Genomic DNA, 26,545 nt, shown 5'->3' with positions numbered 1-26,545 from the left:
GGTTTTTGTTGGGTGTGGGTGGGGGGGGGGGGGGGGGGGGGGGGGGGGGGGGCTTCTAACCCCCCCCCCCCCCGGGCGGGAGGGGTCCCGCCGCCTCAGTGTGCTGCTACTGAGGTCAGAAGGTCAGCTTCCAGCTGTTGATGAAGCCACTGTCGCCGCCGAACATGTCCTGGACCTTGAGCTTCCATGTGCCGTTGGCGGTCTTCTTGGAGGCGTCCACGGTGTAGGTGGCGAGCACGTCGTCGGCCGAGTCGCTGATGTTGGAATCCTTCAGGCGGTACAGCGTGCCGTCAGGGGCCACCAGGTCGATGACCAGGTCACCGCGCCAGGTGTGCTTGATGTCCACGCCGACCTTGAGGGCACTCGGTGCCTTGCCGGCGATTGCGGTGACGTTGATGTCCGAGAAGACCGCGGAGCCCCCGTCCGGGATGGCGACGTCGGTGGTGTTCTCGAAGGTCTTGATCACGCTGACGACGTTCCAGGTGAACGTCGCGGTGGAGGAGGCGTTGGTCGAGTCCGTGACCGTGACCGTGACCGTGCTGGTGCCCAGCTTGGTGGGGGTGCCGGAGATCAGGCCGGTGGAGGCGTTGAGCGACAGGCCGGCTGGCAGGCCGGTGGCCGTGTAGGTCAGCGCGCCCGGGTTGGTGCTGGTGGCCTGGACCTGCAGGCTCGCGGACTTCTTGACCAGCGTGGTCTGGAGGCCGGGGTCGGTGACCGTCACGCCCTGGACGATGCGGCTGCCGACGTTGATGGCGGCCCAGGCGTTGGCGGTGTCGTTGTAGGTTTCGCTGCCGAGCCCGTACAGGTCGGCGGCCGCCTGCAGGGTGGCGGTGCGGGCGGCGGCGTAGTTGGTGGAGGAGGTCATGTAGGTCGACAGCGCGCGGTACCAGATCTTCGCGGCGGCGTCGCGGCCGATCCCGGTGACGGGCAGGCCGTCGGAGGTAGGGCTGTTGTAGCTCACGCCGTTGACGACCTTGGCGCCGCTGCCCTCGGAGGCCAGGTAGAACCAGTGGTTGGCCGGGCCGGAGGAGTAGTGGACGTCGATGCTGCCGATGCCCGAGTACCAAGCGTCCTTGGACCTGCCGTCCTTGCTCGGCTGGTCCATGTAGCGCAGCGGGGTGCCGTTGCTGTTGATGTCGATCTTCTCGCCGACCAGGTAGTCACCCGGGTCGGTCTCGGAGTTCACGTAGAACTCGACGGCCGCGGCCATGATGTCCGAGGTCGCCTCGTTGAGGCCGCCGGACTCGCCGCTGTAGATCAGGCCGGCGGTGTTGGAGGTGACGCCGTGGGTCATCTCGTGGGCCGCCACGTCGACGGCGGTCAGCGGCTTGGCGTTGGCCGAGCCGTCGCCGTAGGTCATGCAGAAGCAGGAGTCGGACCAGAACGCGTTGACGTAGGCGTTGCCGTAGTGCACGCGGGAGTAGGCGCCGACGCCGTCGTTCTTGATGCCGTTGCGGGCGTGGACGTCCTTGTAGTAGTCCCACGTGGCCTGGGCCCCGAACGCGGCGTCAACACCGGCGGTCTGACGGTCGCTCGGCAGGCCGTTGCCCCAGACGTCGTCCGCGTCGGTGAACAGCGTGCCAGTGCCGGACGTGCCGCCGTTCAGGTCGTACGTCTTGTGGCCGCCGCGGGTGCCGTCGGTCATCTCGTAGGTCGAGCCCGACAGCGTGGTGCCGAGGGTGACCTGGCCGTTGTACTGGCCGGTGCCGGTGCCGGTCTCGATGCCCTGGTACTCGAACAGCTTGGTACCGGTGGTGGCGTCGGTGATGACGTGCAGCTCGGACGGGGTGCCGTCGTGCTGCACGCCGCCGATCACGGACTCCCAGGCCAGCACGGGCTTGCCGGAGGCGGCCCAGACGACCTTGCGGACGGTGTCGGCCTTCGGGGCGGTGGTGCCCTTGGCCTTGGCGCGGCCGAGCGCGAAGGTCTTTACCGAGTCGGCGCTCTTCACGGCGGTGGTCGAGGCGACCTTCACCGTCGCCTTGGTCGCCTTGCTGACGCCCTTGACGACGCCGTTCGCCGCCGCGTGGACGACGAGGCCCCCTGCCAAGGGTCGGCTGCCCGACCACCCACTGGAAGGCTGCACCGCCGCGACCGAGAACGGACAGCCGGGTGTGGACGGTTCACCGGTTCGGGTATTCGCCTGCCGGGTGTGGGGCTCGGTTATTCATCGCTGCTGGCCAAAAGGCCACGGCCGGTGCGTGGGTCTGCGACCATGCTCGGTTGATCCGAGCGGGTTCTCCCCTCGCGCTGATCTTCGATCCGGTAGATCGTCTTGCATGACACGTGCGCAACTGGCCGATGTGGAATGGGACTTCATCGAGCCGTACCTGCCGATCGGTGAGTACGGCCCGTATCCGGTGCGGCTGCGGCAGCAGTTCGAGGGGGTGCTGTGGCGGTTTCGGACGGGCGGGCAGTGGCGGAAGATGTCCGCCGAGTTTGGTGCCTGGTCGACCGTCCACAACCGATTCCGGCAGTGGCGCGACGCCGGTGTCTTCGAAGCCCTGCTGGAGGGGCTGATAGCCGAGGCCGCGAAGCGGGGCGAGGCGGACCTGTCGCTGGTCAGTATCGACTCCACCACCGCCCGAGCCCACCACGACGCCGCCGGGATGAACCTCGATCCCGGCGCGCTCGACGCGCTGGAGAAGGCCGCCGAGGAGGAGAGGCCCAGGTCAAAGGGGGCGGTTGCGAAGAGCAAAACGGGTGGGAGGTCGAAGACGATCCCGGGCGGGAAGAGCGACGACGCATCCGGCGCCGTCGCAAACTCCGGCTGAAGGTCGCACTCCTGGGACGCTCCCGGGGTGGGCAGACCAGCAAGGTCCACCTCGCCGCCGACCGCAGGTGCCGTCCGCCGGCGTTCATCCTGACCGCGGGGCAGGCCACCGACGGCCCGCAGTTCATCCCCGTACTGGACAAGGTGCGCGTCCGCGGGCCCGTCGGCCGTCCCCGCACCCGCCCGGACGCGGTCGCGGGGGCAAGGCGTACTTGTCCCGCGGCAACCGCGCCCACCTGCGCAGGCGCGACATCAAGGCCGTCATCCCGGAGAAGCGGGACCAGGCCGCCAACCGAAAGAGGAAGGGCCGCAAAGGGTGACGCCCCGTCGACCGCGACGCCGAGCTCTACAAGGAGAGGAACACCGTCGAGCGCCTGATCAACAAGCTCAAGGCGTGGCGGGGCATCGCGACCCGCTACGACAAGACCCCGGAAAGCTACCTTGCCGGGCTTCACCTGCGTGCCTTGGTGATCTGGATCAAAGACCTCACCCGAACCAGAGCCGAGAACCGCGCAGGTCATCGAGGGGCGTAGCTTGTCGGGATCGCAGTTGTGGGCTCTCAGCGGCAGCTGCATTCCCGGATGTCGGGATTTCGCTGGCCCGCTGCCGTCGGGGAGTGGGGATTGTGCGCCGCCTGCGCGGTGTCGGCCCGCGGGCTCAGGTGAGGGCGGCGACCAGCAGGGCGAAGGCGGCGATAATGACGGCGACGCGGACGTAGTGGAGGCGGTCCCAGCGGTTCTTCTGCTGCTTCCAGTCGGCGGGCCGGTTGCCGGGGGTCCACGTCTTGCCCCGGTTGTTGATCGGGACGAGCAGCAGGATCGACATGATCACGCTGAGGATCAGCAGTGCGCCGGCGGTGACGACGAGGCCGGTGCCGTGGTGGTGCCATCCGGCGATGGCCCAGGCCGCGACGAGGGTGAGCGAGGTGATGTACCACACCGGCATCACGGCGCCGAGCATCCGGGCCCCGTGGGCGCGGCCGAGTATGCCGCTGTCCTCCGGGAGGGCGTTGAGGATCGGGTTGATGACGAAGGCGACGGAGAATTCCACCCCCACCATCACGCCGACGACCACGGTGGTGAAGACCTGGAGTGCGTTGAGCATGATGGCCCCTCCTGTGATCTAGCATTGATAGCTGATGTGGCAATGCTAGTATTGTTGCCGCTCGCTTGTCTAGCGACGCTAGGATCAAATCATGTCGGTACAGGAACGCAAGGAACGCGAAAGGGCCGACCGCGAACGCCTCATCGTGGCGACAGCCCGCGAACTCGCCGAGCAGCAGTGCTGGGACGCAGTCACCACCCGCCGGCTCGCGGAGCGCATCGAGTACAGCCAGCCCGTCCTCTACAGCCACTTCCGCGGCAAGCGCGAGATCATCGGCGCCGTCGCCCTCGAAGGCGCCGCCGAGATGGCCGCGTTGCTGCGGTCCGCGGCCCGGGCCGCGGACGGCCCGCGCGCCGGCGTCTCCGCACACCCGACCGCGGCGTGGGCCACCCAGCCCCTCAGCTGACCAATCACTGACCAACTTGGGCGAGACAGAGATCGTAAGCCCATGACGGACAGCACTTGGCTCAACGCGATCACCAGCTCATCCCCGGCAAGGAGGTCTTTCGGAGCGAGCGCAGGTTCCACCTCTTGGCCTACTCGGCGAGCCACGGCCAGCTCCTGATGCGGAGCATCGGCCAGCCCGACACGCCTGGCGAACCCGAGACAACGATTGACCTGCTGTTCAAGCCTGCCATCGTAGTGAAGATCCGTGATGACTATCGCGGCCTGGCGATCAGGTGCGCGACCGCGGCCGAGAACGCGCAGGTCAGAGCCGACTACACCAGCGTGTCCTTCGGAGAAGAGGATCACGTCTTCGTTCTGGAGAGCCAGGGCGAGTCCGACTACGTGGTTGCCATGGCCGTCGGCTGGACGGAAGGGATACTCGACCTAACGCACCAAAGCTTCTTCAACAATTTCCACCCGGCCATGCCGATCTGGCCCTACCAACCTCTCGGCGGGATGGACGTCGGCCTCAACATTGCCTCGGCTCAGGAACTCATCGACGCACTGATAGCTGAAGAGAACACCACGATACGCCGGGAGCGTCACCGCTACGTCTACGTTGTCAGGATGCGGGTCATCCGCTCCGACGGACCCGACGTCAAGGGAGCGGGCGTCTTCCTGACCAGAGCCGACGCAGAAGAAGCCCAAGCCGTGATCACCGCAAAGTACCTCTTGGTGCGGGTGTTGACGCCTTCGGTGCGGCCGTTGTGGAAGCGCAGGGTCAGGCCGGCGTTGACGGCTGCGCGGTCGAGTTCCAGGCCGTTGCAGAAACTGTGCAGGTGGGGCAGGCCGGCCGCACGGGTGGCGGTGATCCACTCGGTGAGCCGGGTGCCGTTGCCCTTCGCCGGGGTCAGCAACTGGGCGAACTCGGCGACCAGTCTGGAGAGTTCGGCCATCTCGGGGCATGCGGTGGTGAGGGTCGACAGGAGCGCGGTGTCCTTGGTCCACAGGTGTTCGGGGTGAGTGAGCAGGAGCCGGGTCGCGTGGCGTGGGGTGGTCACCAGCCGGTTGCCCTCGGCTCGTCCCTGGGTGAGGTAGCGGACAAGGAGGTTGTGGCTGCCGGTATAACCCTGGGTTTTGATCTCGCGGAACAGTTGCGTGACGGTCACCGCGGGCTCGGCCGCGCGCCGGGTGCGCAGGTGCTCGCGGTAGGGGTCGACCAGGGTGGGCCGGTAGCGAGGGGTGATGCGTTCGGCCGACGGCTCGGGGATGCGGGAGTAGCGCTTGACGGTGTTCAGGGCCAGGTTCAGGCGGCGGGAGCATTCCAGGAGTCCGACACCCCGGCCGAGGAGGTTGTGGACCTTGTGCCAGCGCTCGCGGGTGGTCTGCTCGTGGACCCCGCCGGGGCGGGTTGGGTTCACGGTGGCCCAGCAGGGGGCGTGGGCGCGTACTTCGGCCAGGACCTTGCCACACAGATTCCGCCAAAGGTGCCATCGGTCGCTGACCTGCACCGCATCGGGCAGGGCCTGGCGGATCGCCTCGGCGTAGGTGGCCGACCCGTCCCGGCACACGATCTCGACGCCGGGATGCGTGCGCAGCCAGGCTTCCAGGCCGGCGGCCTCACGGTCGGGCAGCACGTCGATGCGCTCGCCTGTTTCGGCGTCGATGATGATCGTGGCGTACCGGTGTCGGCGGCGCAGGGCGAAGTCGTCGACCCCGACCACTCGCGGGGTCCGCACCGCTGGTACGGGGATGCGCCGCAGCAGCCGCAGGGCGGTAGCGAACGACACGGGCGCGGCCAGTGACCGGGTGAGCCGGGCGGCCGCCCGGCCGCATAACTCCTTCACCACCGCGGAGACCTGGCCGGTCAGACGCGTGGTGCGGCGCTGGAGACGCTCCAGCAGCCCGGGGACCTGTTCACGGAAGGTCTGCCGCCGGCATCCCAGGACCGGGCAGACCAAGCGTCGTACCTGGACGTGGACCACGACCTTTCGGCCGTCGACCGGCACATCCGCCACAGTCCGGCCGTGGTACCCGTGCACCTTCCCCGTCAGCACCCCGCACACCGGGCACGGCAAGGGAACATCCCGGCTCCGGGCCACGACCCGGATCACCTCACCGCCATCCACCACCTCCTCGATGACCAACGCCGCAAGCCCCGAAAACACTGTTCCCACAAGGGAGTTGACATCGCGCATGTGATGTCAACGAGACTCGTAACATGCCGTCACCACCGACTACGGAACAGAGCCGAACGTTTTACAGTCCCGTGGCCGTCGTCCTCAACAAGGAGCCACCTCGTTTTGACCTCCTGTTGATGCTTCAAGGTAGTTACGTTTGAACTACGGAGTCCCGCGGGAGGGACCCCGTGGTCCCCCTCTGCCTCCGACTGCCGCGCGTCGCAGAGGGCTCGCCTGAACGGGGGTGTTCAGGCGGCGCCGGCGCCGCCAAAGCAGTACGACTAGGGGGAGGAGGAGCACCGGCAGCAGTCGCAATGCCCAAGCACCTACGGATACAGGATCCGCAGATGGGCCCAGGCCAGCTGCCTGGCGGGGGGTCGGAGAGCCGAGCCAGACGGTGTCGCCCCCGTCGGTGTTTGACGGTGCCTGCAACGAGCGGTCGATGTTCTGCGGAAGCTTTGCGAAGTCCGCGGTGAAGCGCTCGTCAGAGATTTTTTCAAGGGGAATATTGGTGAGGTCGACACCGCCGTAGACGTAGGTATGCACGTAGGTGGTGTTACCGCGGGTGGTCTTGTCGGTGACCTTGAAATCGCCCTTGGTGTACGAGTCGACGTACCGATCGAAGGTATCGGTGGGTTTCCAACCGCCGGTGGTCGTCCAGCTATCGACGTCGCCGCTGTCGATGAGGTGGCCGTACGTCGTCTCCTTGGCCAGACTCAGCTCGCGGTACCAGTGGGCGGCGACCCGGGCGAGATAGACACGGCGCAGCGCGGCGTACTCGGGGGCGCTGTTGATGGCGTGCTTGAGCTTGGGGAGGATCAGGCTGCGGAAGAGTTCCTCATTGTGGTCCTCTGTGGCCTGGTCCTGCTGAGGGCACGAGCGGGCAGACGACTTGCCGTGGCTCGCCAGGTACTGAGTCTCCATCTTTACGTCGAGAGGCGCGTCGAGGATGTAGAGCTTGTCGCCCTCTTGGCGGACCGATGCGGGCGCCGGCAGGATCCAGTTGCGAAACGACAAGCAGTCACCCTGAACTCCGCCCCAGAACTTCCGACCCAGCGCACTGTGCGGATGGATCAGCTCACCGACCGTCTTCTTCATCCGCAGGTCGGCCTCCAGCATGACTCGCCCCGCGTCCGTACGGCCGAGCCGGTCGTCGACGATGCGGTTCGGCTCCGTCGGGTTGAGGTTTACCCAGAAGGCGGAAGGGTTGAGGGACAGCCAGACGAAGAAGGCGTCGGAACTCTGGGTCGCGGCCGTGATGCCGGTGGGCTGGCGGTTGTCTCCTTTGAGGGGGTTCAGGTCGGCCCTGAAGGAGTACTGAAGGCCGCTGCCGTCGCCGGGGTCGGCGAGGTAGCGCAGTTGCATGGTGGAGAAGTCGATGCCGCCGTTGGCCATGCTGGGCAGAGTGAGAGTGGCGCCCAGGCCGGTGGCGCTCGGGGAACCTTTCGCGTCCTCCTCTTCAGGGCAGGGGCCGTCGCCTTTGAGTGCTGCCGCCGCGAGGGCGAGCGTCGGGGAGACCGCTCTGTGGCGCCGGGGCTGGTGCAGAGAATGGGCGTTCGGAGTGGGGCAGGGTAATGTTCTGACGAACAGTTCGGGATTCGCCGACGAAGCCTTGTCGAGCTGTTTGTTCATCTCCTTCTTTACACCATTGAGATCGGTTCCTATCTGATCTGCGGCGCGGCCATTGCGCTCTCCTACCCCTATCTTGGATTGTCTCTCGACCTTCCCCTGCTCATGGTTCTGGGCTGCGGTTCCCTTGGCAGCCACCTTCTGGCGGGCCTCGGCGATATTTTTGTCCAACTGGGCAATCTCCGCAGCGGTGAGGCCGTACGGGTGCCCGAAGACGAGGGGTGTCTCTGGATGGTAGAGGGGGGCGCATGCTGAGCATTGTCGGCGTTCGGACCCCGCGAGGGCTATCGCCTGCCAGGGGATTCCGAGTTCCTCCAGGAGGTTCTGGAGCACTCTCTCGGAATGCTGGCTTGTGTCAGTTTCCTCTTCCTTGGGGGTGTTCAACGCGGAGATAGCGAAGAGGCGTGGGTATTTGTCGGCCTTCAGGCGGGCGACCACTTCCGGTTTCAGGTAGCTTTCCAACGGACCGACTTCGGCGGTCGACGCACTCCAGACGCTCCTGCTTGAGTGGTTGTCGACGTTATTAGTCATCGTCGCGATTCTTTGGAACTGCTTGTCAGTCAGCACCGAGGGGTCGATAAAGACGACCGCACCGTTGCGGTACTGGTTGAATGCGTCTTCCTTGCCCGCCACAAGCGCCTGATACAGAGCCATGCGCAATTGCGCCACCGGCCACAGCGGCGGGCTCATCAAAGGATTCTCGAAGCGTTCGGAAAGGTCGGTCCCCTCCGCCGCAGGTTTCGGCTTCATGACATCGGCCACACCATGCGGCGCCGCCGCAAGCGTCATCATCAGCGCCAACAGCAAGACCGTGAGGCCGCGCAGCCAGGTGTTAACCGCGGGGCGGATCACAGTCCGTCCTCGGTCTGGTCCTCGTGGGTGAACACCCTGTCGATAGTTCCCAGATCGGCGTCCGTCGAAGCTCTCGACCGGGACAGCGCGGAGGCGAGCCACAGCCCTGCGACGAGAACGAGGAGAGCCCACACTCCGGCCGCCGCGCCGCTGGCGATTGCCTCGGGGCACTCCCCGACCCGTAGTGGCAGACCGCCATGGTAGGTAGGGGCCGCGCACTCCGCTGAGGCGGGCGAGGGGGCACCGAGGACGAGGGCCGCGGTAGCGACGGCCAGGGCTGACAGCCTTACGATGCGGGTGCCAATCACGACAGTTCCTCCTGGGCGGGCAGCGGGGGTGCGTCGGGGGGCGTGGAGGTGCCCTTCAACTCCAGTACGCGACTGCGGAGCCGCTCCTCCGGCGGGATGAAGGAATCGGCGCCGGGACGTCCGCGGTGCCAGCGCTGGACTGCGAGGTCGAGCTGCGCCTGCTGGAACCGCTGAAGGTGGCGCAGCCCCGCCGTGCCGTCGCGGCGCCATACCCGTACTTCCAGCAGGAGACGACGGCGCGGGGAGAGCAGTAGGTCGATCTCCGGCTCGGTGACCGTACCGTGCCCGGCAACTGCCTCGGCGCGCAGCGCATCACCCAGTCCCGCCGCCTGGGCCTTGAGGCCACGACGCAAAATCAGCACATACAGCGCTACGAACACCCCTGAGGTGATCAACGTCATCACCGGGATTCCGACGAGCAGACCGAGGGTCTCGTTCGCATACCAGCTTGCCCTGCGATTGTCGAGATTGATCAGCATCACGTCCGTCTCGAAGTGCCCGCCCACTGCGCCCAGAAGCCCACCGCCGACGACCAGCCACCGGTCCCTGTGCGCCGGCAACCAGCGGGCCGCGCCGATCCCGGCACCCGCAAGCGCGGTGAATGCCACGTGCGCCGCCATCAGCCCGACTACCTGCCGGTCCCAGAACTGAGTGAAATGGTGCTCCGGGTTGACGAAGCCCAGATAGTGGACTGTCTCGGTGAGGTTGAACCCGAGCCCGACGGCCGCGCCGAGGACGACTCCGGAGATCACGCCGTCGATGTGGCGCCGGAAGAGCAGGAAGAGAACAGCGACTCCGGCCGCCTTGCCGAGTTCCGTCACGAGGGCCGCATCAAGGGGGAACAGGACGTAGAGCTCGCGGACGCTGTCCCGGGGGCGCTCCCAGTAGCGGGACAGGAAGTAGCCGGGCAGGGACCGCTGCAACCAGGTGATCATGACGATCCCGAACCCGCCGCCGACAAGAGCACCCCACCCGAAGCCGGTCAGCAGCAGCCATCCCGGCATCCGCCGGTAGAGCTGCGCCCGATGGACGAGGAACAGCGCCGCCAGTGTAGGGGGCAGGCAGAGCAGCAGCTGAAGTGGATTGGCCCCCATGGTGGCCAGCGACATCACGGTGAAGGGCAGCAGCAAGGCGCCAAGAATGCCGAACTGGCAGGCTCGTAGGGCTCGTTCGGATCGGGGGTGGACTCCGGGACCCGCCGGGGTGCCGCTGCGCCCCGTGAGCAGTAGAGCGAGACCGAGCAGGGCCGCGAGGCCCCAGCCGATCAGAAGTAGGACCCGCGTCACTTGGAAGGGTGTCGGCTCGGGCAGCAGGAAGAACTTGAGCCAGCTCGTCTGCGAGGGGAGTTCGGGAGCGGCCCAGAAGAGGATCTGGCCGACCGCGTACACCGCAGACAGTGCGAGGGTCACGATGATCGTGCCCGTCATGCCATAACGGGGCACGCGCGCCGGTGGCCTGCCGGGCATGGTCGGGACGGCATCGGCTGCCACCGTCATGAGGCCCCTCCGTCCTGTGGGAGTTCGGGCAGGCTGGGAAAGCCCGAGGGCAGTCCTGGCACACCCGTGGGGAACTCGGGCGGAAACGTCGAGGGGAAGCCGGTAGGGAAGACGGTGGGCAGGTCGGTTGTGAAGCCGGAGGGGAGGAAGCCGCTCGGTAGCTGCGTCGGTTTGGTGTAGTCGGTCGGGAGATCGGTAGGGAGCGCTGTGATAAATCCGGTCGGCAGAGAGGTCTGTCCGGGCGTCGGCATGCTCGGCATAGTCTCCGGCAACCGGAGCACCGGGTCGGTGGTGAGACCGACGGCCGCGGCGGCCGCGGCGGCGACGATCCCGATCGTGCCGATCGCAGCCATCAGCCGTACATAGAGGCGGGGCACGTGTTCCGACCCGCCGGGCGGGCCCTTCTTCAAATCCCCCGGTGGCTCCGTGACCGTCCTGGGCTCGTCCGCATCGGATGTCATGATCCTCCCCCGCGAGTTCCTCATACGTCAGTGACGGATGTGAAGTCCGTAAGCTACCGCGCGGCTCGGCATGAACGCCCCCGGAAGGTACCGGACTTGACGTGACAGCCTCAGTATGGCTAATAGGACGAACCGGCAACGCCTGTTTACGGCAGGTACTGTCACCTGGCAGGTGAAGATTTGGTAGTGCTCCCGCGTGTCGAGAAGCCCGGACGGCATAAGCGCAGGGAGCGGTCACCTGGACGAGGCAGGGGGCGGCAACACCCATCCTCGTAGGCGCACCGCTCATGCCAATCGTGGGCCAACCACCGCAGATTCACCACGAACACCCGGAACAGGGGCCCGACATGGTGAATTCCCAGCCGCTTGCGACGTAGGCCCGCTCAGTCGCGCTGAATGCCGCTGCGGACCGATTGCCGATCTGATCTTTGGTGGGGCATCGACCACCGGGACCACCGGGCGCGACGTGGGCAAGCTGTGCACAGGGTTTTCAGGGCGCATGACGCCTTTCCCTGCCGCTTCCCCAGACGGCTAGCCCAAAACGATCACTCAACCTTCGCTGGGAGGGATCGGCGCTCGGGACCCACCGCACTGAATACCTGCCAGCACGAACGAGACCGAGTGGGGATCCGAGAGCTTCAATGCGATAGGGCGACTCTGCAGAGTAACCATGCGCCAAGTTCAGCGGTGCTTGCCATCTAGCGTGCTGAATTGCCAACTGTGATGCGACGTCACACCGGAAAGGGGGAGAAATCTCCCCCGTCGGCGCCAACCTCTGTCCACAGGGCCGCGATCCGAGCATCGGTTCCGAGGCCGCCGCGACCAGCGGGGCGGCCCGTACGTGAGGAGCCGTCCATGTTCCAGAACCCCTTCAAGCCGCTCGCCCCGATGACGCCGGACGCGGTGCTCAGCGCCTTCCGCTACCTGCGGGCCGTGGAGGCCGACGACACCGAAGCGGCTGCCGGATTCACCGACGCCGGTCCGCGGATGCCCGCACTGCTCGCGGACGTCGCGGAGCGGATCGTCGTCCCGGTCACGGCACTGTGCGGCACCGACCCGGACCCGTGCGATAACTCCTTCGCCCTGGAGGCCGTCGGGCGGGTCCTCGTGGCCACCCTGCGCAACTGGGCGCAGACCGGGCCGGACACGGTGGGCGGCGTCGCCCACGCGGTCATCGCCTTCGTCCTGCAGGTCCTCATACAGGAAGAGCACGGTGAGACCGTCGCCGACGTCCTGCGCCAACTGGAGGCCGTCGGCGTGGGCCAGGCCCTCGATGCGCACCCCGCACCGGCCGGTGCGCACCACCGCCGGACAGGTCCACCGCACCGTGCGCACCACCGCACCGCACCCCCAGCACGGTCGCCCGCCGGGCCTTCGCCGGGCTCTTGCCCTCCGCCAGGCGCTCGCGCTCGATCCGGTCGGCGTCCGGGTGCCGGCCTTCCCCCAGGAGCAGCTCAGCCTGCCGCTCGGTCACCACGTCCCCGGCCAGACCCCGGCCCTTCCAGACGCCGGGCGGAACACCGGCTTCGTTCTGGGCAGCGCGCAGCGGCTTCCCCGCAGGGCGGTGGCCGTCGCCGACCATCACGCTGCGGAAGTAGTACGCAGTCCCTCCCGGGCCGATCTTCTTTTCGCTGAGCATCGGGCCATGGAACACCGCCCGTGAGCTGCACAGAAGCGTGAACCGGGGCGCCTCCCGCCGGGCGGGAGGCGAGCGCCGGACCACCACCTCAATCACACCGGAGCGCCGGAAGGACCCCGATCCTCATGCCAGGGCCCTGAGGGCGCATGTGGATCACGGGGGTACAGGCGCGCCGGGTGGAATCAGGTGGGGCTGTCCGGGGTTCGGGCGTGCAGCTCGGTGTGGAGGGGGGCGGTGGGACGGTGTTGGTCGGAAGCGGGCGGTTGTGTCGCGTGCGCTGCCTCCGCGGCTTTCGTCTCCGTTTATTCGTCGGGGCCGGCCGTGCGGCTGCGTCGGCCGACCTGGTCGGTGAGCCGGTGCCGGATCTCTGCTGCCTGGGGTGCGGCCCAGATCTGGATGAGGTGCTGTTCCAGGACGGTGTCGCCCTCATCCTCGTTGATGTCGCCGGCTGCGGCGTCCCGGCCGCGTGCGTGGATCCGGAACTTCCACCACTGGTACGTCTCCGGATCCCCGAGGAGGGGGACTTCGTCCAGGTCGTCGGAGAGCGGCTCGCCGACCAGTGGTCCCTCGGCCGGGAAGTAAAGGCTGACCTCGACGACCTCGTCCCAGCCCTCGCAGGTCAGCGGCGGCTCGGCGGCTGGGTCCTGGACGCGGACCTGTCGGCGGCGTTCGACCGCATCGACCACAACCACCTGATGGCCTCCGTCGGACAGTTCCCCGCCAGGGACCTGATCCGGAGCTGGCTGAAGGCCGGTGTGGTCGACCGCACACACGGCTCGCTGTGCTGGGGCCAGCACGAGTGCACAGACGACCACTAGCAGAGCGCCGTGGATGGGTCCGCTCCCCGCAGTCGCTCGAGGTCCGCTTCGGCGCCAGCCGGGCCGGAGCCGTCGATGTCGCGCTCTACACCACGGCGTCCGTCGACGCGGTCATCCCCGCCCACCCCGAGGTCGACTGGGAGCAGCGCAGTGGAGAAAGGCTGGCGCTCCCCGCTCGCGTCGCTTCGCCCGGCACTGGAGGCAGCACCCGCGTGAGCCTCCAGACACCCGGCCAGCGCTAAGACGTCGCCGCCCCGCCCGCCGCGTCCCAGCCGCCCAGGAAGGCGGCGAGGCTGCGGCGCCGCTCTTCCTCCCGGACAGCCTGGCGGGCGAGAACGCGTCGACGTACGGGGCGGCGGCGAGGACCAGACGCTGGAGGCCCTCTGTCAGTGGTGCCTGATATCTGCTGTCCTGTCAGATACGCCGCAAGCATGCCGGATCGCCAGGAGATGCGATTCATGCCTTTCACCGCGCTGCACCCTGAACTGGGCCGCCTCGACTCGACCCTCCCCAGCCTCGGACACGGCCTGGAATGGGGCCAGATCCACAAGGTCCATCCCCGCGTCCCGCTCACCTGCCCAGACTGTTCCTGGGGCCTGCACCCGAAGGTCTCCCGGTACGGGGTCCGGTTCTTCTGTCACGACCGGGAACGGCCGGAGTCGTGTGAGCTGCTGAACGAGTCGTGGGAGCACCACATGCTCAAGTTGGAGATGGCGGGCGCGATCCGGGCGGCCGGGTGGTTCGCGGCGCTGGAGGTGCCAGCCGAGGACGGGGCGTGGCGGGCGGACGTCATGGCCTCGTCTGCGGACGGGAGTCGGCGCATGGCCTGGGAGGCGCAGCTGTCGCAGATCACGGTGGACGACATTGCTGATCGCACCGACCGGTACGCCGACGAGGGGATCCGGGTGTGCTGGGTGCACCCGGGCGCGCGGCCGCCGCGGTGGATCAGCGCGGTGCCGGCCGTCCGCGTCCGGGCCCCGAAGGAACGGGAGCAGCCGTGGATGGTGGACGACGGGCTCGCCGGGTTCGTCTACCGGAGCGGGCGGTGGGAGTTCCGGGAGGAGACGCTGGAGCGGTTCGTGCGCTGGGCGCTGGAGGGGCAGCTTGTTCCCGCCGAGGTGCTGCGCCGGTACCGGCGGGTGTACCGGGTGGTCGATGGTGAGCAGCGTCAGTTCAAGCGGGATCAGTGGTGGACCTCGAAGCGGTCGATCGCCGATCAGGACAAGCACGAGGCGATGCGGCAGCAGCAGGAAGCCGCGCGGGCGGAGCGGGAGGCCCGCCAGCAAGAGCAGGAGGAGGCCGCGGAACGGCGCCGGAAGGAGCTGTAGGAGCAGGAGCGGGTACGGAAGGCCGAGGAGGACGAACGTCGGCGGCTGCAGCGGGAGGAGGAGCACCGCGTCTACATGGAACAGATGCGGCGGCGGTGGGCGGAGGAGGACGCGCGCCGAGAGCGGGAGCGGGTGGAGCGTGAGGCACGTCTCGCCCTCGAGCAGGCCGAGCGTGAGGAGAAAAAGCGCCAGGACCTGGAGACCGCGCGGGCGTGGTGGGGCCGGCTGTCGCCGCAGCAGCAGACCGAGCTGTTCGCCGCCGTCGCCGAGTACGCCTGGCGGACGTCGAACCTGCGGGTGGAAATCCCGGAGAAGCCGATGATGTGGTCGCAGTACGCCCGCGGCGTCCCGGTCCACGTGGCCGACAAGCGGCGGTCGCTGTACGGGATCGTGCGGCCCTGCCCCGGCCTGGCCGGTGCCTGCCCCAAGCTCACGGAGGAGCTGGTTCTGGCCCGCAGCGCCCAGGAGGCGCGCGAGCTCGCCGACGTCCTTCCCCAGAGCCGGATCGTCCACCTCGACCTGCCCGAGCACGAGCAGCTCACCATGTGCTGAGGCACCCGCCGGGGCCGGGGTCAGGGGGTGTCGCCCTCCTATCCCCACCGGACTCGAAGCAGACCTCTTCCCCTCGGCTATCGCGCGGGAAAGACACCTCATGCAGTTACGCCGTCAAGCCGTGGAGGATTCGCCGCCCCATCGCGCCCGCAGAACCTCGGCCCAGTCACCGGCTTCCGGACCCGGATCCTCCAGCTGCGGCACCGGGCCGGGAGCCGTCTCGATCAGGTGCACGAGCGTCCAGGCGACGCCGTAGCAGTCGTCGGGACCGAAGCAGGTGGCCAGGGCAGCGGCCTCTTCGGATGTGACGGGGCGGGAGATCGCCGTCAGCTGGCGGTCACGCCGGTCGATTTCTTCCTCGCTGGCGTCCCAGTCGGGAAGGGGTCCGTCGGCAACGAACGTCTGCACTTCGGGTCTCATAGCCGAATGATCGCCTCCCCTGCCAGCCCTGAACAAGCAGCCCCGTTCTGTTCACCCGGTGGCTGTTCCTGCTGGCTGGGGCTCCGTGGGGAAGGCGATCGCTTCGTCGAAGGCCGCGCTGCGGCTGGCCACGGTCGAGGAGGAGGACGTCCACTACATCGACGGGGACAGCGTCTCCCAGACCGGGAACGACTGGTTCAAGGACTACGAGCTTCGAGGTAGTGGTCCAGGTCCAGGCGGCAGCTGCCCTTCGCGATCAGCCTCTCGTGGCGGGCCACCTCGACGTTTCTGTCGTAAACCACCAGGTGTCGACGTACACGTGAACGTCCCCACCCGCGTACGGATGAAAAAGGACAGTTGTTGATGCGGTGAGACTCTCTGCTCGGCAGTCTGCTGCTTGGTCGGTGAGAGACGGCGGAAGGCGGTAGACAGTGGTCTTGGACCCGCATCGGTGGTTGGAACTACGGCGTTTCCGAAGCCTGTTGGAATCCGGGGCCATCAGCCTGTCGGAGATTGCCCGGGAGGCCGGGCTGGACCGAAAGACGGTCCGTTTCTGGGCCTGAGGCCCCGGGCCCGCCTGCCGGGGCACCGGCCGTCCGGGGTCCGCGCTCGCGGCGGCCGGGCCCATGGCCGATCGGGCCGCGGCCCGGCGGGACTTGGGCGGGGGAGGGGTACGCGGGTGTCCGAAACGGAATCGCGGGCCCGGCGGCGGATGACGGCTTACCGCGCTCGGGGCGCGGCCTTCGGTGACCGGGCGGCTCTTTCCGGTCCCGGGCCAGGGTCCCGGCCGAGGGGCCGCCTCGTAACCTGAGAGCTGCTCGCCAGCTCTGGCAGGAGAGTGGCGAGAGCTCGTCGATCGTGGCCAGGAGGGGTACATGGCAGTGCTTGGGGAGATCGGTCGCAGTATCGAGATGGCCCGGCTCGGTGCCGCTCTCAAACAGGCCCGCAGCGGCCTCGGCCCGATCGTTGTGGTGATCCGGGGCGAACCGGGATCGGGTAAATCGGCCCTGCTGGGGACGTGCGCGGCCCGGGGGGCGGCCGACGGGTTCCGGGTCGCCTCGGTCCGCGCGACCGGGTTCGCGGACCGCCCCTATGCTTCCGCCGACCGGCTCCTCGCCCGACTTGGCGCCACGGCGTCCCCCGGTCGGCGCGGCCCGGCTGGCGTCGACGAGCTCCGGCACCGGCTGGAGGCGGCCCGCGTGCGCGGCGACACCCCGGTCCTGCTGTGCGTGGACGACTTGGACCGTCTCGACCCCGGCTCCCTGCGGTGGCTGCGCGACCTGTCCCGCACGTTGCCCCCCGCCCCCCTGCTGATCGTCCTGACCGCAGCCCTTCCCGGCATCGGCTCCGGGGCGGTGACCGCCCCCGCCCACGGCGCCGCCAAATCCCCCGCCGCCGCCCTCCTCGCCGGCGCCGACCTCGTCGACCTGCGAGGACTCCCACCGGACGCCCTGCCCCAGGCCGCCGAACGATGTCGGGTCGTCCTCGACCCCCGCACCGCCGCCGTCTGCGCTGAACTCACCGGCGGCAACCCCGCCCTCCTGCACGCCCTGTTCACCCCGCACGCCGGCACCACCCCCACGGCCGCCGCGCTCCGTGCCACCGCAGCCTCCGGCGCTCTCCCCGGCGTCGACCGCTGGCTGGCCGGGCTGGGCGAACCGGCCCTGGCCCTTGCCCGCGCGGTCGCCGTGCTCGACTCCGACGCCGAGGTCACCGACAGCGCCGCCCTCGCCGGACTGCCCGTCGACGAAACCCTCGCCGTCGTCGACGAGCTCGTCGAGGCCTGTCTGTTCGCCAACCGCACCCCGCTGGCCTTCCGCCACCCCCTGCTCGCCTCCATGGTCGTGGCCCGGGTAGCCGCCGGCACCCGGGTCGCCCTGCACCTGCGGGCCGCGGTCCTGCTGCGCCAACGGCACGCCGCCCCCACCGCCGTCGCCCGCCACCTGATCGCCGCCGGCCCGGTGGGCAAGGACTGGGCCGTGCGTCAACTGCGCTCCGCCGCGTACCGCCTGGAACAGGACGGCCGACCGGTGGAAGCCGCCCACCACCTGCGCGGTGCCCTGCGCGAACACCTGCGCCCGCACGAACGCTCCGCCGTCCACCGCGAACTCGCCGAACTGGACGCCTTCGTGGACCCCGAGCGGGCCGCCCGGCTACTCGACACCGCCCGGCAGGAGTGCGAGATCCCGGCCCTGGTCGCCGAGTACGCTCTCGCCCTCGCCGCCGTGCTGACCGAATGCGGCCGCGCCGATGAGGCCGTGACCGTCCTGGACGAGACGGCGGCCCGGCTCGCGCGGACCCCGGGGGCCAACCCCTGGCAGCTCCGACTGCGCCTGCACAAGGAGTTCACCTTCCGGCGCGGCCCGCTGTGGCAGGCGGTCACCGACCCGCTCGGTGACCTGGTCCTCGCCACTCCGCGCCGGGGGCTGGTGGGCCGGGAGATCGCGGCGCTGCGGGCGGCCCGCGAGGTCGACGTCGGCCTGGACCGGGCCGCTGCCGTCCGCCACGCCCGGCAGGGACTGCCCCGGGGCACCGGACGGGTCCCCGCCTGCTCGGTCGGCCTGCTCTGGTATGCCTGCGGGGCGCTGCTGGCGGCCGGCGAGACGGCGGAGGCGTGGAGTCTGTGCGGCCGTGGACGGCAGCACAGAGGCGCCCGACCCAGCCGTTGGGAACACGTCCGGGTGGAGCTGCTCCGCGCCAGGATCCTGCGGGCCCGGGGGGACCTCCCCGCCGCCGAAGCCATCCTCGCCCCGGTGGTCGACCAGCTGCTGCCGGCCGCCGTCGGTGGGCTGCCCTCGGCGGTGGCCGTGGTGGCGGCCCTGGCCGAGGTGCGGGCCCTGCGCGGGGAACCCGAGGCGGCCCGCGCTCTGCTCGCCAAGGCCCGACTGGACGGTAGGCCACTGCCCCGCCGCCGCGACTCGGTGCACGCGCTGGTCGCGCGGGCGGCCGTGTACGAGGACACCGACCCCGCGCGGGCCGTCGCCGCCCTGCTCGCGGCGGGCCGTCTACTGGAGGAAGCGGGGGTGCGCAACCCGGCGGTGCTGCCCTGGCGCTCCCGGGCCGCCCGCCTGCTCGCACGGCAGGACGAACGGGCGCGCGCCGTCGCGCTCGCGGGCGCCGAGCTGGCCGTGGCCCGCCTCTGGGGCACTCCCGAGTGCGTCGGCACCGCGCTGCACGCCGTAGCCTTGACCGAGACCGGGCACCGGCGGATGGAACTGCTCGACGAGGCGGTGACCCGGCTCGCCCCGACTCCGGCCGCTCTGGAACTCTCCCTGGCCCGGCTGGACCTGGGTAGCGCCCTCGCGGACCGGGGCGAGACCGACCGGGCCCTGACCGAACTGGTCGGCGCGGCTGAACTCGCCCGTGCCTGCGGGGCCGAACCCGTCCTGCGGCGGGCCCGGGAGGCCTGGGACCGGCTCGGGCCGCCGGGCTCGGCCCGGGCCACCACACCCGTGCCGGTCCGGTCCTCGGCCCCCGGTGGCCGGGCCGTGCCGACCACCGGCGTGCCGACGGCCCCCCTCGCCGACCCGCGTATGGCCGGGCTCACCCCCCAGGAGCAACGCATTCTCCACCTGGCGAAGGACGGGCACACCAACCGCGACATCGCGGGCCTGCTCTTCCTCGCGGTCCGTACGGTCGAGTTCCACCTCTCCGGTGCCTACCGCAAGTTGGGGATCCGTGGACGTCGCCAGCTGGCCGAGGTCTTCGGCACCGGCTGAACCGGCCGGGAACGCACGTGCCGGTCTCAGCCCGTGTCCTCCGCCCAGCGGGCGCCGAGCCGCCGCCACGACGGCTCCGCACCGTCGTCCGCCGCCACCACGTACCGCTCGAAGTCGGCCACGGCCGAGGTGCCGTGCGCCGACTCCACGGCCCGCGCCGCGAGATGACACAGCAGCCCCCGGCCCACCGGGGTCAGCCCGAGCCGGTTGAGCTGGAGGTAGAGGTAGTTCATCACCAGCCGGAAGGAGGAGAACCACAGGTCGTCGGAGACGAAATCGTGGTGTCCGTGGTCGGAGCGCAACAGCGTGTGGAAGGCGCTCACCTGCCGGGTGGGCATCCGGGAGGCCGCCGCCGCGGCCGCCATCGACACCTCCCCCGAGGCCAGCAACGGCCCGGCGAGCCGCTGGTGCTCCCGGACGGCCGCGGCCCACTCCCGTACGAACGCCCGCCCGTCCGCCCCGGGCCCGCCCGGCTCCTCGGCCAGGCACGTCTCCACCTGCCGCAGTCGCGCGCACAGCGCCGCCTCCTGCCGGCGGAACCGCTCCTCGAAGCGGGCCCGGTAGGCGTCCGGGTCGGCGGTGCGGGAGAGAAAGGCGTCCGCATGCGAACGCAGCGACAGCACACCCCTGGTGATCGGGGCACCGCCGTCCTCGAAGGGGATCGACGCGGCGGCCACCGTGGCCCACATCAGGTCCAGGGCCAGCACCGGCAGGGGAGCGGTGCGCAGCTCCTCGTACATTCGGAAGGTGAGGTCGTTGGTGCCGGAGAGGAAGCCCGCCAGTAGCTCGCTCGCCCGGGGGGAGCCGAGTACCCGCTGCCGGTGGTCGTACGGCCGTTCCACCACCGCGTTGTCCCTCTCCCAGGGCCACAGCGGCCCCTCCTCCATCTCCAGCTCCGCCAGCCGCGCGTGGACGGGTGACAGCGCGGCCCGGTCCGGTTCGGCGGTCGAGGGGTGGGAGCGCACGTGGTCGGTGACGACCGCCACCACGGTCGGCCGCACCCGTTCCGTCCAGGTCGCCTCCTCGGTCAGGAAGTTCAGCCGCAGGTGCGGCCCGCACAGCCAGTGTCGGCCGAACCAGGACCCGGCCACCCACGGCCGGACCTGCGCGAAGGCCGGCCGCAGCCCGCCCAGGACCAGTGCGGGATGCGCGGCCTCGTCGTGGCAGTGGACGTGCAGGCTGTGCCAGGACGGTCTGGCCGGCCCGCTCATGCCACACTCCGCGCTTGCGGCAGCTCAGCCAGCACCCGCCCCACCAGGAACCGCAGCTGGTTCTCCTGCCACAGGGTCAGCCCGAGCCGGTTGTTCACCAAGTGGGCGCAGCGCAGCAGCACCAGCTCGGTGGCCGGGTGGTCGGTGCCCCCCAGATCCAGCGGACCGGCCAGCGGGGAGGCGATCCAGTCGGCGGTGAACCCGCCGCTCTCCTCCAACCGCCGTAACTCCTCGCGTAGCCGGCGCACCGAGGCGAGCCAGTATCCCCGGTGGTCGTTGCCCACCGGGTCGGCGGCCAGTTCCCAGGTTCTCAGGGCCCGGGCGCACAGTTTCTCCCGCTGGGCCAGGAAGCGCGGCTCCGCGTCGGCGGCCTCCGGCCCGCTGCCGAACGGCACCGGCGGCCCGCCCGCCCGTGCCCACCGGTCACGGATCTCGTCGCACAGCGCGAACACCCCCACCACCAGGTCGAAGGCGAGCAGCGCCCGCTGGTCCACGCTCGTGTCGGCCGTCACCACCGACATCGCCAGCCGGCTCGACTCGCAGAAGTGCCGTTCCACCGCCGCGATGGCCGCGCCGTGACCGTAGTCGGCGTGTTCCCGGACGTAGGGGGTGAATTCGAGGGAGTTGTTGGGGCGGACCACATCGTCGTGGCCCTCCCGGCCCTCCAGCCTGGCCAGCCCCCTCGCCACGCCCGTGAACCGGCTCCGGTCGACCACGTCCGGGGAGGGCGACTCGGCGAGGAAGGCACCGATCCGGTGTTCCACGGCGGCGCGGACTCCGTCACTGTCGGCGAGGCTCCGGGGCAGCACCCGCAGCCGCACGTGCGGCCCGCCCTCCCAGTACCGCAGGAAGAAGTGGGACTGGGCCAGGCCCCGCTGCTCCAGGTCGGCCACCAGTGGCCGGACACAGCGGGTCAGGAGTGCGTCCTGGTCGGCGTCGTAGAAGAGGTGCGCGCACACCCAGTCCTCGGCCCGCGCGGCGGCCGGGTCTAGCGCGGCGGCGGTGTCGGGTCCATCCGTCGTGGTCATCCTGTCCGTCCTTCGTTGATCTCGACGAGGTATTCGGTCACCCGGGGCCCGCCGCCGTGGTCCGGTAGCCGGCCGGCGTCGGGCAGCGCCTCCTGGAGAAACACCACCTGCTCCGGGCCGGCGGCCAGCAACCGTTCCAGTACCCCGATCAGCAGCAGGTTGGCGAAGTCCACGTAGACCGGCTTGCGGGACTTGACCCGCCACACCTCCCCGCTGACCACCGACCTGGGGTCCAGGGCGCGGACGAAGCAGCGTTGCGGCATCCCGTGCCCGGCCAGCCAGTCGGCGAGCCGGAGCAGCAGCCGCTGATCGCTCTCTCCCTTCGCCCGGGTCGGCACGCTCCCCGGCGGCAGCACCCACTGCCGTCGGCTGACGGTGGTGGAGCCCACCACCACACGGGGCTGTGCCAGTACCTCGCCCACCTCGTCCAGGGACGGGTCGCCGAACATCCGGCGCCCCGGGATCAGCAGGTTCGAGGTGGCGCCGAGGCTCTGCATCAACAGGCGCAGCGCGGGCGGCAGCCACAGTTCGGCGACCAGCCCCGGGTGGACCGGCCGGATCTCATCGGTGCGGCCCCGTGCGTGCAAGACCAACAGGCCGAGCTCGGGGTCGTGCCGCACCAGGAGGTCCCCGAGGCGGATCCGCCGGTCGGCGGGGCTGTCGCTCGCCCCCTCGGGGCAGTCGATCTCCAGCGGCAGGGCGGAGGCGCGCAGCCCCACGTTGCTGCCGAAGTGCCGGCGGGTGTCGGCGCGCAGCACCCCGGGCAGTGGGGGAGCGGTGTCCACCACCGTGTCCCGTAGGGCGTCGGCCCCGGCCTGGGTCAGCAGCCGCCGGATCCGGTCCCTGCCGCGCCCGTGCCCGGAGTTGACGGCGTTCACCACGAAGGCGGGACCGTCCGGACCGTCCAATGGCTGGCCGTAGAAGGCCACCGAATCCGGCGCTCCCATCCACACGGGGCGGTCCGCGGCCACCGCGAGCAGCTGATCGGCAGCGATCCGCACGATCCCGTTCCCGTCCGGCGGGGCGGAGCCGACCACCTCGCACAGGGCGTCCCGGACGGCGGCCAGTTCACGGATCCGCGGCAGCCGGTGGCGGTGCATGGCCCGGTAGCCGTGCACCCCCACCGAGAGCAGGGCGGACAGTTCGGGGTCGGACCGCAGCCAGCCCTGCACCATCCGGTGGAAGGCCAGGAACGGCACGGCGCTCCCGGGCCCGATCCGTTCGGCAAACAGGTCCGCGAGGGCGATCCGGCCGGGCAGCGCCGGATCGAGCACGGCCCAGCAGCGGCGCAGGGCGTCGAGGTCTCGCAGGACCGGCCGCCAGGCCGCCCGGTCCGGTCCGGGGAAAGGCTCGGCCAGCAGGGCGTTCTCGATGACGCTGTTCTTGGTCGGCAGCATCAGCCGGTCCGGCCCGAGCAGGTCCCGGATCCGCCGCAGGCACCCGTTCACGGCCTCCACGGCCCCGGTCCGGTCCGCCGGATCGGTCAGCCCGGGGTACCCGGCCACCAACCCCGAGAGCGCCGCGAGCTCCCGGTCGATCGCCACCAGTTCCGGGCTACTCGCCCCGGCCAGGAGCCCGCGCAGCGCGGCGACGTGGTCGGGGCACTGGTCGGCGAAGGGCCGCTCGACCTCCACCAGACCCAGCTCCACCAGCCGCTCCAGATAGGTCGCCGCCTTCGCCGGGCTGTTCCCGGTCCGCCCGGCGATGATCCGGGCCGTCTCCTCGCGGGTGGGCCGGCCCTCGCGGACCACGGTCACGCACATCCGCACCGCGGCTGTCGCTGGCAGGGACCGCAGCGGCTCCTCGGCGTCCTGCGGCCCCAGGAACTCCCAGCGGTCCCCGACCAGCGTGGCGCTCGGGTTCAGCCGCAACCGACGGCGGCCCAGGAGCTCGGGATGTCCCTCCAAGGCGCGCACGATCTGCTGGACCACCCACACGTTCGCCTCGGCCACCGTCACCACCGCGGGGCGGGACCGTTCCACCGGGACGCGGTCCCAGGAACCCAGGCCGCTCACGGTGAACGTGCTGAACGGACTGGTCTTCATCGTCACCCGGGCCAGATAGATGACCAGCCGCAGCGCCAGGGACCGCCCCGGAGGCCGCTCGTCGGGGTGCGCCAGCCACTTGCGCACCTCAGCGAGGAGGACCGGGCTGCTGAGCGCGAGCCCGTACTGGAAGCCCGGATCGGCCGCCGCCTTGCGCAGCAGCGCCCCTTGGGACCGGGCCTGGTGGTCGATCAGTTCATCGAGCCCGTCCCGCGCGGCGGGCAGCCCGGCCCGCAGCCGCCGCCACTCCTCCACCTCGGCAACCAGCGGCTCCGGCAGCAGCGCCCGTACCTCGCCGTTCCACAACCGGTCGGTGAGGGGGCGGCCGTTGTGGACGGCCCGCCGCAGGGCCACCAGCACCGGTTTGGCCGGTCCGGCCCGGCCGACCTCCTCGTGCAGCTGGTCCGACAGCCTGGCCGCCGTCCGCGCCAGCCACTGTCCGGCAGCGCGCATGGCCTCCACCCGCCGCCACAGCTCGGGCGAGCGCATGTCCTCCAACGTGGACACGGGCAGGCCACCGATCCGGACCCCGAAGGTGTCCGGCGTCGAGAAGTCCTCGGTCACGGGGCGACTCCAGTCACGGGAACGGGTGCGGATGGGGATTGAGCGCGGCCCCGCCCGGGGCCCGCGCTCCGGCACGGACCGCCACCGGGGGCCGCGCCAGCCGCGGCAACCCGTGGGTACGGCGCGTCCGGTGGCCGAAGGTCATCGGCAGCAGCCCCGGCACGATCACTTTCGCGCAGGCCAGACCGCCCGCGCGGTGCTCGTCCGTGGTCTGGTCAACCACGATGACGTCCATCCCCCGGTCGGTGAAACGGGCCACGACCTCGGCCAGGTCCGCCCGGATGTCCGTGCCGCGCGGCCGGCAGTCGGCAGCGGCGAACGCCTCCGCCACCGGCACCCCGCCGCCGTCGGGGTCCCCGTCCCCCTCCAGCAGGAAGGAGAACCGGTCGAAGGCGGCCGGGTGGCAGTACAGCAGTGCGTGGTCGCGCATCTCGCGCACCAGCTCCGGATCGTCCACCATCGCCGCCGCGCGCCCCGCCTCCTCCCGGAACGCGGGCCGGTTCCAGCCCATGTTTGCCGCCAGCTCCAGCAGCCCGTTGAGGAGGGCCTGTCCGGGGTTCACATGGGCGCCGGCAGCGCAGACCGCCGCTGGCTCCCCGAGCCACCGGCGCCCCGGCGGGCGGACCGCCATCACCCACACCGAGGCGATGCCGTGCTCGGCGGTGGTGGCGAAGGCCAGCACCCGGTGCCCGCTCTCCTGCCGGATCCGCTCCACGAGCACCCCGATCCGGGGATCGGCCACCGTACTCAGATCGACCCTGGGCACCGGGACCCGCCCGTACCAGGTCAGCAGGAAGGCGTCCCGTTCGGCCAGCTCGATCAGCCCGTGCAGGGCCGCCTCCTCCAGACAGCCGCCGAGAGCGCACCCGTTGGACACCTCGTAGGCCAGCGGCGTGGCCGTCGCACCGCCATGCCGGGTCCGGTAGTAGGCGTAGTCCTCCGGCACCAGGACCGGCGCGCTCCGGGCGAAGGAGTGCCCCCACACCCAGTTCAGCGGGATGTCCGGCCGGAACGGGGGATAGGGGAAGTCCGCCTCCGCGTACCGCTCAGGCGGGTACAGGCCCAGATCCGGCGGGTACAGGGCCCGGTCGGCGACCCCCGCCCACCCGCACCGCACCGTGGTGCGGTGCCCACCGGGCCGCGCCCCGCCCCACCGCTCCAGAGCCTCCGCAAGCGCGGTGCGGGCGCAGGACCCGAAGTCCAGATCACGTCCGAATCCGGCCTCCTCCTCCAGTCCGGGCAACCGCACCGGGGCCGAGACCATGGGGTACGGGTAGTCGGTGCGCACGTCGAGCTGACGGATCAGCCCGGTGCGGCCGTCCACGTACCGGGAGACCAGCCCGTCCCAGCCGGCCCGCAGATCACGGACCCGGAGCACGTCCCGGTCCGGTTTGGGCCGGGGGACGTCCATCAGCACCGGCGGCCGGTCCGCCGGCAACCCTCCGCACCGGGGACAGTCCGGCACCGGCAGGAAGAGATGCCGGTCGACGGCCATGGTGGTCAGTGACAGGAACACTACCGCCCGGTCGGTGACCCCGGCCGTCGGCGCGGCGACCTCTGCGGCCACCAGCTCCGCCGCCGCCCGGCAGGCCCAGGGGGTGAGGACCGGCGAAGGCCGGGCGGCGAGACGCTCGCCGTGGGCCCGCAGCAGCGCGGCGCGGGGACTGCCCGCCCCCAGGGCCCGGTGGCGTCGGGTCCGGGCACACGCCACACACCCGGTCCGGCCCGGCACGGTGGTCGGACCGACCACCAGGACACCCAGCTCGACCCGCAGCGGCAACCAGCGCACGTCCGGGCGCGGCGGCTCGGCCGCGGTCGCCCAGCCGTCGTCGGCGCTGACCACCACCTCGCACTCCGGGTCCCGCGGCGCCACCACCCGGTGATCGCGGGCCAGTGTCGCCCGGACCGCCGAGGCGAGGAGCCCGTCACCGTCCACAGCGACGACGGAACGAGCCGAACCGGGGGCGGGCGGCAGCGCCGGGGCCACACCCGGAAGGGCCGTGCCTGCCGGGAGACCGACCGGTCTCCCGG

The 26,545-nt window shown here is 70.5% G+C and carries 18 protein-coding genes and 3 pseudogenes; 7 read left to right on the top strand and 14 right to left on the bottom strand.

Annotation, left to right across the window (positions count from 1 at the left end; translation table 11 throughout):
- Window positions 1–115 precede the first annotated feature (115 nt).
- On the bottom strand, window positions 116–2,050 hold the full coding sequence (locus tag ABTZ94_RS22080) for a M4 family metallopeptidase (RefSeq protein WP_351202762.1): 1,935 nt from the start codon (window positions 2,048–2,050) through the stop codon (window positions 116–118).
- 229 nt (window positions 2,051–2,279) lie between these two features.
- Between ABTZ94_RS22080 and ABTZ94_RS22075 the strand changes: the two are divergent.
- A pseudogene (locus tag ABTZ94_RS22075) lies at window positions 2,280–3,306 on the top strand (IS5 family transposase).
- 124 nt (window positions 3,307–3,430) lie between these two features.
- Here the strand turns inward: ABTZ94_RS22075 and ABTZ94_RS22070 are convergent.
- Complete coding sequence (locus tag ABTZ94_RS22070; protein WP_351202761.1) at window positions 3,431–3,877, bottom strand: anthrone oxygenase family protein; 447 nt, start codon at window positions 3,875–3,877, stop codon at window positions 3,431–3,433.
- Window positions 3,878–3,968: 91 nt separating this feature from the next.
- Between ABTZ94_RS22070 and ABTZ94_RS22065 the strand changes: the two are divergent.
- Window positions 3,969–4,244 (top strand): annotated as a pseudogene (locus tag ABTZ94_RS22065) (helix-turn-helix domain-containing protein); the annotation flags it as partial.
- A gap of 634 nt (window positions 4,245–4,878) precedes the next feature.
- Here ABTZ94_RS22065 and ABTZ94_RS22060 read toward each other — a convergent pair.
- The 7 genes and pseudogenes from ABTZ94_RS22060 to ABTZ94_RS22030 form a co-directional block, all read right to left on the bottom strand.
- Window positions 4,879–6,462 (bottom strand): ISL3 family transposase, encoded by a 1,584-nt coding sequence (locus ABTZ94_RS22060; protein WP_502967286.1) that lies wholly within the window; start codon window positions 6,460–6,462, stop codon window positions 4,879–4,881.
- A gap of 144 nt (window positions 6,463–6,606) precedes the next feature.
- Complete coding sequence (locus ABTZ94_RS22055; RefSeq protein WP_351202760.1) at window positions 6,607–8,925, bottom strand: hypothetical protein; 2,319 nt, start codon at window positions 8,923–8,925, stop codon at window positions 6,607–6,609.
- Window positions 8,922–9,233 (bottom strand): hypothetical protein, encoded by a 312-nt coding sequence (locus tag ABTZ94_RS22050; protein WP_351202759.1) that lies wholly within the window; start codon window positions 9,231–9,233, stop codon window positions 8,922–8,924. The genes ABTZ94_RS22055 and ABTZ94_RS22050 overlap by 4 nt, the downstream gene beginning before the upstream one ends.
- Entirely contained in the window at window positions 9,230–10,729 is a 1,500-nt protein-coding gene (locus ABTZ94_RS22045; protein WP_351202758.1) for a PrsW family glutamic-type intramembrane protease, read from the bottom strand. The genes ABTZ94_RS22050 and ABTZ94_RS22045 overlap by 4 nt, the downstream gene beginning before the upstream one ends.
- On the bottom strand, window positions 10,726–11,190 hold the full coding sequence (locus tag ABTZ94_RS22040) for a hypothetical protein (RefSeq protein WP_351202757.1): 465 nt from the start codon (window positions 11,188–11,190) through the stop codon (window positions 10,726–10,728). The genes ABTZ94_RS22045 and ABTZ94_RS22040 overlap by 4 nt, the downstream gene beginning before the upstream one ends.
- A gap of 1,348 nt (window positions 11,191–12,538) precedes the next feature.
- A pseudogene (locus tag ABTZ94_RS22035) lies at window positions 12,539–12,772 on the bottom strand (MobF family relaxase); the annotation flags it as partial.
- 359 nt (window positions 12,773–13,131) lie between these two features.
- A complete protein-coding gene (locus ABTZ94_RS22030; RefSeq protein ID WP_351202765.1) occupies window positions 13,132–13,521 on the bottom strand; it encodes a hypothetical protein in 390 nt (129 codons plus the stop codon).
- Window positions 13,522–13,524: 3 nt separating this feature from the next.
- On the opposite strand from ABTZ94_RS22030, the gene ABTZ94_RS22025 reads away from it, so the two are divergent.
- The 4 genes from ABTZ94_RS22025 (at window position 13,525) to ABTZ94_RS22010 (ending at window position 15,527) form a co-directional block, all read left to right on the top strand.
- On the top strand, window positions 13,525–13,647 hold the full coding sequence (locus ABTZ94_RS22025; protein ID WP_351202764.1) for a hypothetical protein: 123 nt from the start codon (window positions 13,525–13,527) through the stop codon (window positions 13,645–13,647).
- Window positions 13,629–13,889 (top strand): hypothetical protein, encoded by a 261-nt coding sequence (locus ABTZ94_RS22020; RefSeq protein ID WP_502967285.1) that lies wholly within the window; start codon window positions 13,629–13,631, stop codon window positions 13,887–13,889. The genes ABTZ94_RS22025 and ABTZ94_RS22020 overlap by 19 nt, the downstream gene beginning before the upstream one ends.
- A gap of 216 nt (window positions 13,890–14,105) precedes the next feature.
- Entirely contained in the window at window positions 14,106–14,975 is an 870-nt protein-coding gene (locus tag ABTZ94_RS22015; RefSeq protein ID WP_351202756.1) for a competence protein CoiA family protein, read from the top strand.
- 75 nt (window positions 14,976–15,050) lie between these two features.
- Window positions 15,051–15,527 (top strand): hypothetical protein, encoded by a 477-nt coding sequence (locus ABTZ94_RS22010; protein WP_351202755.1) that lies wholly within the window; start codon window positions 15,051–15,053, stop codon window positions 15,525–15,527.
- Window positions 15,528–15,641: 114 nt separating this feature from the next.
- Here the strand turns inward: ABTZ94_RS22010 and ABTZ94_RS22005 are convergent, their stop codons facing one another.
- Entirely contained in the window at window positions 15,642–15,947 is a 306-nt protein-coding gene (locus ABTZ94_RS22005) for a hypothetical protein (RefSeq protein WP_351202754.1), read from the bottom strand.
- An 875-nt stretch (window positions 15,948–16,822) separates the two neighbouring features.
- Here ABTZ94_RS22005 and ABTZ94_RS22000 point away from each other — a divergent pair.
- A complete protein-coding gene (locus tag ABTZ94_RS22000) occupies window positions 16,823–19,666 on the top strand; it encodes a helix-turn-helix transcriptional regulator (protein ID WP_351202753.1) in 2,844 nt (947 codons plus the stop codon).
- Window positions 19,667–19,692: 26 nt separating this feature from the next.
- Here the strand turns inward: ABTZ94_RS22000 and ABTZ94_RS21995 are convergent, their stop codons facing one another.
- From ABTZ94_RS21995 to ABTZ94_RS21980, 4 genes are read right to left on the bottom strand one after another with little or no spacing between them, the layout of a single operon-like run.
- Complete coding sequence (locus ABTZ94_RS21995; protein ID WP_351202752.1) at window positions 19,693–20,877, bottom strand: thiopeptide maturation pyridine synthase; 1,185 nt, start codon at window positions 20,875–20,877, stop codon at window positions 19,693–19,695.
- Complete coding sequence (locus ABTZ94_RS21990; protein ID WP_351202751.1) at window positions 20,874–21,905, bottom strand: lantibiotic dehydratase C-terminal domain-containing protein; 1,032 nt, start codon at window positions 21,903–21,905, stop codon at window positions 20,874–20,876. The genes ABTZ94_RS21995 and ABTZ94_RS21990 overlap by 4 nt, the downstream gene beginning before the upstream one ends.
- The gene (locus ABTZ94_RS21985) at window positions 21,902–24,514 is read right to left on the bottom strand and encodes a lantibiotic dehydratase (protein WP_351202750.1); all 2,613 of its coding nucleotides are present in this window, start codon (window positions 24,512–24,514) and stop codon (window positions 21,902–21,904) included. The genes ABTZ94_RS21990 and ABTZ94_RS21985 overlap by 4 nt, the downstream gene beginning before the upstream one ends.
- A gap of 13 nt (window positions 24,515–24,527) precedes the next feature.
- Window positions 24,528–26,450, bottom strand: a complete 1,923-nt coding sequence (locus ABTZ94_RS21980; RefSeq protein WP_502967287.1) for a TOMM precursor leader peptide-binding protein — start codon at window positions 26,448–26,450, stop codon at window positions 24,528–24,530.
- Between the last annotated feature and the right edge of the window lie 95 nt (window positions 26,451–26,545).

This window comes from Streptomyces sp. NPDC002785 (assembly GCF_040295565.1).
In the GTDB taxonomy this organism is placed as follows: Bacteria; Actinomycetota; Actinomycetes; order Streptomycetales; family Streptomycetaceae; genus Streptomyces.
The sequence above is the reverse complement of the archived record's forward strand: the minus strand, read 5'-3'. Positions and strand labels throughout refer to the sequence as shown.

Excerpts from the sequence above, each read along its gene's own strand:
- ABTZ94_RS22070 (WP_351202761.1), bottom strand. The coding sequence starts at position 3,877 with ATGCTCAACGCACTCCAGGTCTTCACCACCGTGGTCGTCGGCGTGATG.
- ABTZ94_RS22060 (WP_502967286.1), bottom strand. The coding sequence starts at position 6,462 with ATGCGCGATGTCAACTCCCTTGTGGGAACAGTGTTTTCGGGGCTTGCG.
- ABTZ94_RS22045 (WP_351202758.1), bottom strand. The coding sequence starts at position 10,729 with ATGACGGTGGCAGCCGATGCCGTCCCGACCATGCCCGGCAGGCCACCG.
- ABTZ94_RS22040 (WP_351202757.1), bottom strand. The coding sequence starts at position 11,190 with ATGACATCCGATGCGGACGAGCCCAGGACGGTCACGGAGCCACCGGGG.
- ABTZ94_RS22025 (WP_351202764.1), top strand. The coding sequence starts at position 13,525 with ATGGCCTCCGTCGGACAGTTCCCCGCCAGGGACCTGATCCGGAGCTGG.
- ABTZ94_RS22015 (WP_351202756.1), top strand. The coding sequence starts at position 14,106 with ATGCCTTTCACCGCGCTGCACCCTGAACTGGGCCGCCTCGACTCGACC.
- ABTZ94_RS22010 (WP_351202755.1), top strand. The coding sequence starts at position 15,051 with ATGGAACAGATGCGGCGGCGGTGGGCGGAGGAGGACGCGCGCCGAGAG.
- ABTZ94_RS22005 (WP_351202754.1), bottom strand. The coding sequence starts at position 15,947 with ATGAGACCCGAAGTGCAGACGTTCGTTGCCGACGGACCCCTTCCCGAC.
- ABTZ94_RS22000 (WP_351202753.1), top strand. The coding sequence starts at position 16,823 with ATGGCAGTGCTTGGGGAGATCGGTCGCAGTATCGAGATGGCCCGGCTC.
- ABTZ94_RS21995 (WP_351202752.1), bottom strand. The coding sequence starts at position 20,877 with ATGAGCGGGCCGGCCAGACCGTCCTGGCACAGCCTGCACGTCCACTGC.
- ABTZ94_RS21990 (WP_351202751.1), bottom strand. The coding sequence starts at position 21,905 with ATGACCACGACGGATGGACCCGACACCGCCGCCGCGCTAGACCCGGCC.